This window comes from Pseudomonas sp. MIS38 (genome assembly GCF_019891575.1).
GTDB classification, from domain to species: domain Bacteria; phylum Pseudomonadota; class Gammaproteobacteria; order Pseudomonadales; family Pseudomonadaceae; genus Aquipseudomonas; species Aquipseudomonas putida_A.
On record NZ_JAFLXF010000018.1, the window covers coordinates 126,513 to 135,203 of the forward strand.

The following is an 8,691-nucleotide window of genomic DNA, read 5'->3' on the forward strand; positions in this document are numbered from 1 at the left end:
ATTGATGTCGACTGATGCAGCGCATTCGCGAGCAAGCCCGCTCCCACAGGGTACATCTCTAAATTCAAGACCGTGGTGCAGGGGGGATCTTAGAAGACGTTGATCGGGTAGTCGACAATCACCCGGTATTCATCGGTATCGGTATCAATCGCGCCGTAACCGTTGCCACCCCGGTTGGTCGCCCATTGCAGGCGTACCGCGAGGTCTTTCGCCTGACCGCTCTGCACCACGTATTTCAGATCAAGGTCGCGTTCCCAGTGCTTGGCGTTGCGACCGTCAGCGCTGTACCACGAGGCATAGCCTTTGCTGCCCGGATCGACCTTGGTCAGGTCCACGGTGCCGCGCGAATAGGAAACTGCCGAAGTCAGGCCCGGCACACCGAGACCGGCGAAGTCATAGGCGTACTTGAGCTTCCACGAGCGCTCGTTCGGGCCGTTGAAGTCCGAATACTGTTGCGAGTTGTCGAGGTAAACGCTGTCGCCCTGGCTGATGTAGTCGAACGGCGTGTTGCCGTTCACGCGCTGGTACGCAGCGGTGACGCTGTGGTTGCCGATGCCGACGGTGAAATGCAGGCTGTAAGTGTTGTTGTCGATGTTACCCAGCAGCGCGTCGCCGGTGTCCTGCGTGTGATAGAAGTGCAGGCCCGGGTTGAGGCTGACCAGATCGGTCAACTGCCAGGTGTAATCCAGGTCGTAGTAGTACTGGTTCCAGATGTCCTTCAGCTCGGCGGCGTACAGATTGCTGGTAAGCCCTTCGACGCCGCTCCAGGACACGCCGGCCCAGTTCAGGTGACGGCTTTCGTCGCCCTCGGCGAGTTTGCCGTAGGACGTGCCGATGCGCTGGCGACCGCTCTGATTGTACGGCTTGGTAAAACTGGCCTGGCCACCTTCGAACATCCAGCCGTCGAAGCTGTGGTTGGTCAGGCTCACGCCACGAAAGGTCTGCGGCAACATGCGCGAATCACCGCCGGCAATCACCGGGTTGGTGAGGAACAGGTCACCGGCCTTCAGCTCGGTATCGAACGCGCGCATCTTCAACGTGCCGCCCGCAGTCGAGAACGAGCCCGGCGCTTTGCCGTTGCCATCGCTGATCGGCAGGATGCTCGAACCATCGGTACCGCCACCGCCGTCAAGCTTCAGCCCGAGCATGGCGTGGGCGTCGATGCCGAAGCCGACCGTGCCTTCGGTGTAGCCCGACTGGAAGATCCCGAGAAAACCCTGGCCCCACTCGATGTTGTCGTCCGTCTGCTGCAGACGGTTGCGATTCATGTAGTAGTTGCGGGCGTTGAGGTTGAGGCTCGAGCCTTCGATGAAGCCTTGTTTGGCGGCTTCGTCGGCGTGAGCGGCGGGGGCAATCGTTGCGGCAATTGCAATGAACAGCGGGGTGAAACTGACTGGGTAACGCACTTGCGACGGAGCTCCTTGGGTCAACTGACACTTCAATGTCTTGAGGTGCGGGATGTTTCTTGTTTTTTACAGACGAACCAAACGGCTTTCAGACCACAACGAAAAAAGGCCGCTGAAAGGCAGCGGCCTGGAAGGACGACGGTTGAACGGGAAGAGCCAAACAACCGCGTCGAGGGAAATGTTTCGCAGTGCGCGACTCAGCTGTCTTTCTCGGCCGCTTGAGCCTGGGAAGTGGCGGCTTGAGGGGCTTGCGAGGCGTCCTGCGACTTGGCCATCACTTCTGCCTGATACTGTTCGAAGGCGTGAGCGCGAGCGGCATTCTGCGCTACGAACGCTTGCGATTCTTCAGCCATCGCCATCGGCGACAGGATCAATGAGGACAAAACGAAAGCGCTGGCAATACCCATACTGTTGGACATCTTGAAAACCTTCTTGCTTGGCAAGTGCTGTTTGGTGCGGGCAAAGATAAGGTTGCCGGGCGCCGAGAAACAGCGTGATTTTCATAAATGACTGTTACAGCACAAGCAAAAGTCACCCCCTCACCCCAGCCCTCTCCCCCAAGGGGGCGAGGGGGAAAGGGAGCAGATCGGGGGCTTTTCAAAACTTGAGTTCGACTGGATATTTCAGGTCGATGCAACTCCAGAGAACGGCTCGGTCAGTCCCCTCTCCCTCCGGGAGAGGGTTAGGGTGAGGGGCTTCTAAACAGGCAAATAAATGCCGAAGGTATTCATCCCCCGATCACTGCGCACAAACACATCCCCACCATGCATCAGCGCAATCGCCTTGACGATCGCCAGCCCCAATCCATGGTTGTTGCCGCTGTTGCTGCGCGAGGCATCGACCCGATAGAAGCGCTCGAACAAGCGCGGCAAGTGCTCGCTGGCAATCGGCGATCCGGGGTTGGCCACGCCGATGCTGACCTGATGCTCTTCAACTTCGATGTGCACCTCGATCACCTGGCCCGGCTCGGTGTGCTGCACGGCGTTGCTCAGCAGATTGATCAGTGCCCGGCGCAGATGCGCGATCTCGATCCGCACCTGCGCATCGCCACTGACGTGCACCTGCACTTGCGCGTCTTCGAGGATGAAATCCAGGTACTCGAGCGTGGTCGCGACTTCATCGGCCAAAGAAGTCTCGGTCAGTTTGGTGGCCTTGCTGCCCTGGTCGGCGCTGGCCAGAAACAGCATGTCGTTGATGATCGAACGCAGGCGTTCCAGCTCTTCGAGGTTCGATTGCAGCACTTCGAAATAGTGTTCGGCGGAGCGCCCGCGGGTCAGCGCGACCTGGGTCTGGCCGATCAGGTTGGTCAGTGGCGAGCGCAGTTCATGGGCGACGTCGGCGTTGAACGATTCCAGGCGCGAATAGGCCTGTTCGACCCGCTCCAGGGTTGAGTTGAACGAGTCGACAAACTGCTCCAGCTCCGGCGGCAAGGGCGACATGCGCAGGCGTCCGGCCCGCAGTGGCGGTGCCAGACGCTGGGCTTCGTGGGACAGTTTGATCAACGGCTTGAGACCGATCCGCGCCACCCAATAACCCAACGCCGACGCCAGCAGCACACCGATAATCGCCAGGCTGACCAAGGCGATCAGCAGGTTGTGCTGAGTCTCGTGGAAGGTTTCGGTGTTGATGCCGATCATGAAGCGCAGGGGCGGGCGTTGATCCTTGGCCGGCAGTTCGGTCAGCAGCACTTTCAGCGGATAGGGATGGTCGGGCAACTGCAGGTCATGCATGCCCGTCGGGCCGTTGGCGAAGGCGCGGATCCGCGCGTCCGGCGCGCCGTACTCGTAACCGGGATCACCGCTGACCACCCAGAAACGAATGCGCTTGTCTTCCTCGCCGAGCAGCTTGAGCTTGGCGTTGATCTTCACCCAATGCTCGGGGGTGCCATAACGATTGAGGGCCGATTCGAGCACGCTATACCGCGCGTCCAGCTCGGCTTCCGGCAGCAGACCAAGGCCCTTGTCGACCTGCTGATAAAGCGCGCCGCCGATCAACAGGAACACCAGCAGCGCCACCAGCGTAAACATCCCGCTCAGGCGCAGCGCGATGGAATTACTGGACACCACGGCTCTCCAGCACATAACCCATGCCACGAATGGTGTGCAGCAGTTTCTCGTCGAATGGCCCGTCGAGCTTGGCTCGCAGACGCTTGATCGCGACTTCGACGACGTTGGCATCGCTGTCGAAATTAATGTCCCAGACCATCTCCGCAATCGCGGTTTTCGACAGAATTTCACCCTGACGCCGGGCGAGGACACTGAGCAATGAGAACTCTTTTGCCGTCAGATCCAGCCGGGTTCCGGCGCGGGTAGCCTTGCGGCTGATCAGATCGATCCACAGGTCGGCGATGCTCACTTGCACCGGTTCATGGCCGCCGCTGCGCCGGGTCAGCGCCTGCAGGCGAGCCACCAGTTCGAGGAAGGAAAACGGTTTGCCGAGGTAATCGTCGGCGCCGTCACGCAGGCCCTTGATCCGGTCTTCGACGCGCTCGCGGGCGGTGAGCATGATCACCGGGGTCTGCTTGCGCGCACGCAATGCGCGCAGCACGCCGAAGCCATCCAGGCCCGGTAGCATCACGTCGAGGACGATCACCGCGTAGTCGCTTTCCAGCGCCAGATGCAGGCCTTCGACGCCGTCGCGGGCCAGGTCCACGGTGTAACCCTGTTCCGTCAGACCGCGGTGCAGATAGTCCGCGGTTTTTTCCTCGTCTTCGATAATCAGAACGCGCATGACCCTACCTCAGTCTGTGGTCGCCAGTGCCGTCGTGGGCATTGGTTTGGGCCTGTGGAAAAGCCGCTCAAGCCACAAGTATATGACCGGCGTGGTAAACAGCGTCAGCATCTGGCTGACCAGCAAGCCGCCCACCACCGCGATCCCCAGCGGCTGGCGCAGTTCCGCGCCGGTGCCGTAACCGAGCATCAGCGGCAACGCGCCGAGCAGCGCGGCGAGGGTGGTCATGATGATCGGCCGGAACCGCGTCAGGCACGCTTCGAAAATCGCCTCCTGCGGCGCCAGTCCGCGATTGCGCTGGGCTTCCAGGGCAAAGTCGATCATCAGAATGCCGTTCTTTTTGACGATGCCGATCAGCAACACCAGCCCGATCAACGCCATGATCGAAAAGTCCTGACCGCAGATCCACAGCATGATCACCGCCCCGAGACCGGCCGCCGGCAGCGTCGAGATGATTGTCAGCGGATGTACGAAGCTCTCATAGAGCACGCCGAGAATGATGTACACCGCCACCAGCGCCGCGAGAATCAGCCACGGCTGACTGGCCAGCGAACTCTGGAACGCCTGCGCCGCGCCCTGGAAATTTCCGCTGATCGCGGTCGGCATGCCGATCTCGGCCTTGGCCTGATTGAGCAGGATCACCGCGTCGCCCAACGCCACGCCGGGCGCCAGGTTGAACGACAGGTTGGCGGCGGGGAACATGCCGTCATGGGCAATCGACAGCGGGCCGATGGTCGGCGCATCGAATTTGGCCAGCGCCGACAGCGGCACCATCTCGCCACTCAGCGGCGAGCGCAGATAGAAATAGTTGAGGCTTTCGGCTTTGCCGCGTTGCTTGGTGTCCAGTTCCAGAATCACGTTGTACTGGTTGACCTGGGTCTGGAACTCGTTGATCTGGCGCTGCCCGAAGGCGTCGTACAGCGCTTCGTCGACATCGCTGGCGGTCAGGCCGAAACGCGCGGCGGCGCTGCGGTCGATGCTGATGTGGGTGATGCTGCCGCCCAGTTGCAGATCGTTGGAAATGTCGCGGAACGCCGGGATGCTGCGCAGCTTTTCGGTCAGGCGCTGGGTCCAGGTGGCGAGGGTCGCGCCGTCGTTGCTCTTGAGCACGTATTGGTACTGCGCGCGACTCGGGCCGGAGCTGAGGTTGATGTCCTGGCCGGCGCGCAGGTACAGGACGATGCCCGGGACTTTCATCAGTTGCGGACGAATGCGGTCGATGAACTGGCTGGCCGAGACGTCGCGGTCACCGCGTTTTTTCAGGGCGATCCAGAAGCGCCCATTGGCGATGGTCTGGTTGCTGCCGGACACACCGACCGAGTGCGAGAACGCCTGAACGGCCGGATCGGCGGCGACGATTTCGGCCATGGCCAAGTGTTTTTTCACCATGTCGCCGTAGGAAATATCCGCAGCGGCTTCGGTGGTGCCGAGGACGAATCCGGTGTCCTGAACCGGGAAGAAACCTTTGGGGATAAAGATGTAACCGGCGATGGCCAAAGCGAGGGACAAACCGAACACGCCGATCATCAGTTTCTGGTGGGCGAGGGCGCGACGCAGGCCTTTTTCGTACCAGGCCAGCAAGCGTTCGCTGAAGCCCGGTTTGTCGTGGGCGTGGTGCACCGGTTTGCGCATGAACAGCGCTGCCAGCGTCGGCGCGAGGGTCAGCGACACCACCACCGAAATCAGAATGGTCGAGGTCGCGGTCAGGGCGAATTCCTTGAACAACCGCCCGACCACACCGCCCATGAACAGCAGCGGAATGAACGCCGCCACCAGCGAGAAACTGATCGAGACCACGGTGAAGCCGATTTCGCCGGCACCTTTGACCGCCGCCTCGCGCATGCTGTCGCCGGCCTCCAGATGCCGGTGGATGTTCTCCACCACCACAATCGCATCGTCCACGACAAACCCGACCGCGACGACGATCGCCACCAGCGTCAAGTTGTTCAGGCTGAATCCCAGCAGGTACATCAGGGCGAAACTGGCGGTCAGCGATACACCGAGCACCGCCGAGACGATCATGGTCGCAGACAACTGCCGCAGGAACAGCGCCATCACCGCCACCACCAGCAGGATCGCGATCAACAGGGTGATCTCGACTTCATGCAGCGAGGCACGAATGGTCTGGGTGCGGTCGATCAGGGTTTTTACCTGCACCGAGGCAGGGAGCATGGCTTCGAGGCCGGGCAGGGCGGCTTGAATGCGGTCGACGGTTTCGACGATGTTCGCCCCCGGTTGCCGCGAGATCACCAGGTTCACCCCCGGTTGATCACCGGCCCAGGCTTGCACGTAGGCATCTTCCGAACCGTTGACGACTTTGGCGACATCCCGCAGGTGAACCGGGGCGCCGTCCTTATAGGAAACGATGAGTTGGCTGTAATCCTCGGGTTTGAACAACTGATCGTTGGTCGACAGCGTCGAGATGCTCGATTCGCCGTACAACGCACCTTTGGCGAGGTTGAGGCTGGTCTGCTGGATCGCCAGACGAATGTCGGCCAGGGTCAGGCCGATGGCCGCCAGTTTGTCGGCCGAGGCTTGCACGCGAATCGCCGGACGTTGCTGACCGGTGATGTTGATCTGGCCTACACCGTCGATCTGACTGATCTGGCGCGAGAGCAGGGTTTCCACCAGGTCGCTGAGTTCGGTGCCGGGCATTTGCGTCGAGCTGACGCTTAAGATCAGCACCGGGCTGTCGGCCGGGTTGACCTTCTTCCAGGTCGGCAGGGTCGGCATGTCCTTGGGCAGTTTGCCGGCGGCGGTGTTGATCGCGGCCTGGACTTCCTGGGCGGCGGTGTCGATGCTCTTGTCGAGGGTGAATTGCAGGGTCAGCAGGCTGGAGCCGAGCGCACTGCTGGAGGTCATCTGGGTCATGCCGGGGATGGCGCTGAATTGCACCTCCAGCGGCGTGGCCACGGACGAAGCCATGGTGTCGGGGCTCGCACCGGGTAACTGCGCCGAGACCTGAATTGTCGGAAATTCCGCTTCCGGCAGTGGGGCGATCGGCAGGCGCGGGAAGGCAATCACGCCGACCAGCACCAATGCGATGGTCAGCAGAATCGTCGCGACCGGGTGATCGATGCACCAGGTGGAGACGCCTTTGTGCGCCTTCATGGTTTCGGCTCCGCTTGCACCACCTGTGGCGGCTCGCTCATGACCTGCACGGTCGAGCCGGGTTTGAGCCGCGACTGGCCGTCGGTCACCAGTACGTCACCGGCCTTCACGCCTTTGATGATGTCCTGCCCGCTGCCCTGATAAACCATCTGCACTTGTACGGCTTCGACCTTGTCGCCGTTCACGCGGTAAACGAAGTGTTGGTCGAGGCCGCGTTGTACGACGGTAGGCGGCACCACCAGCGCATTCTTATCCAGTGCCGTCTGAATTTTTACCGTCACCAGCAGGCCCGGCCAGAGCTTTTGGCTGGCGTTGTCGAATTCGGCCTTGGCGCGGATGGTGCCGGTGTTGGCGTTGATCTGGTTGTCGATCAGGGTCAGGTGACCTTCGCCGAGCAGGTTGCCGGTTTCACCGTCGGTGTCGGCGCCAATGTAAGCCTTGACCTGTGCGTGCTGCGGATCGTTGATCAGGCCCTGCAGGGTCGGCAGCATTTGCTGCGGCAGCGAGAATTCCACGGCGATCGGGTCGATCTGGGTCACGGTGAACAGGCCGGCGGTGTCGGTCATGCGCAGGAAGTTGCCTTCATCGACTGTACGAATACCGACGCGGCCGGTGACCGGGGAGCGGATCTGCGTGTAAGAAAGTTGTACCTGCGCCGCGTCGATTGCGGCCTGGTTGCCTTGTGCGGTGGCTTTCAATTGGTTGACCAGTGCCTGTTGCTGGTCGTAGGTCTGTTTCGAGATGCCGTCGTCGACGCTGAGCAGTTTGTAGCGCTTGAGGTTGACCAAGGCGACTTGCAGTTGTGCCTGGCTTTCGCCCAGTTGCGCGCGGGCCTGGTCGAGGCTGGCGCGGATCGAGCGGTCGTCGATGGTGGCGAGCAGGTCGCCTGCTTTGACGAGTTGGCCTTCCTTGACGAGGATTTTGGTGAGGATGCCGTCGACTTGTGGGCGCACTACGACGCTGTGTAATGAGAGTACGGAGCCGATGCCGCTGGTGTAGCGGGGGACGTCTTTTTCGCTGACGGTGACGACGCGGACCGGGATGGCGGTTGGGGTGGCCAGTTTGGTCGGGGCGGGTTTCATTGCCCACCATGCGCCTGCGGCGGCCAGGGCGATCACTAGGGCTAGCAGGGCTTGGTTTTTCTTGATTCGCATGAAATGGGGCGCCAAGGGCTGGAGTTTGGGCAGGTTGGGTATTTATAAACTTGTTTGGGGGTCAGGAGGGTGACGGCTGGCTGTCAGCGCTGTCAGTTTCGTGTGGCTTGGCGGCCTCTGGGCCGACCATGTTGTGGGTTGATGGGGTACATATCCGTTGCTGCGGTAACGGCTTATTATGGTTCCGCTCTTACAGCGGCGAGAGTGTCAGATTTTTTGTGTGCGGGCCGGTAATGGCCTGCCGTCAGGCAGGCCTTCATTTCACCAGTTCGGCCTGATGAATCGGTCTC

The 8,691-nt window shown here is 61.2% G+C and carries 6 protein-coding genes; all 6 read right to left on the reverse strand.

The window, feature by feature from the left end; genetic code table 11:
* Positions 1-89: 89 nt before the first annotated feature.
* Positions 90-1,406 carry an OprD family porin gene (locus tag J1G18_RS20110; protein WP_223008320.1) on the reverse strand — a complete coding sequence of 439 codons (1,317 nt, stop codon included), beginning with the start codon at positions 1,404-1,406 and terminating at the stop codon, positions 90-92.
* 197 nt (positions 1,407-1,603) lie between these two features.
* On the reverse strand, positions 1,604-1,825 hold the full coding sequence (locus tag J1G18_RS20115) for a hypothetical protein (protein WP_096795481.1): 222 nt from the start codon (positions 1,823-1,825) through the stop codon (positions 1,604-1,606).
* Positions 1,826-2,104: 279 nt separating this feature from the next.
* On the reverse strand, positions 2,105-3,469 hold the full coding sequence (locus tag J1G18_RS20120) for a heavy metal sensor histidine kinase (protein ID WP_135296528.1): 1,365 nt from the start codon (positions 3,467-3,469) through the stop codon (positions 2,105-2,107).
* A complete protein-coding gene (locus J1G18_RS20125; RefSeq protein ID WP_007916978.1) occupies positions 3,459-4,136 on the reverse strand; it encodes a heavy metal response regulator transcription factor in 678 nt (225 codons plus the stop codon). Before J1G18_RS20125 ends, J1G18_RS20120 begins: the two co-directional genes overlap by 11 nt.
* A 9-nt stretch (positions 4,137-4,145) precedes the next feature.
* A complete protein-coding gene (locus J1G18_RS20130) occupies positions 4,146-7,247 on the reverse strand; it encodes a multidrug efflux RND transporter permease subunit (RefSeq protein ID WP_223008321.1) in 3,102 nt (1,033 codons plus the stop codon).
* On the reverse strand, positions 7,244-8,401 hold the full coding sequence (locus J1G18_RS20135) for an efflux RND transporter periplasmic adaptor subunit (protein WP_223008322.1): 1,158 nt from the start codon (positions 8,399-8,401) through the stop codon (positions 7,244-7,246). The genes J1G18_RS20130 and J1G18_RS20135 overlap by 4 nt, the downstream gene beginning before the upstream one ends.
* Positions 8,402-8,691: the final 290 nt, after the last annotated feature.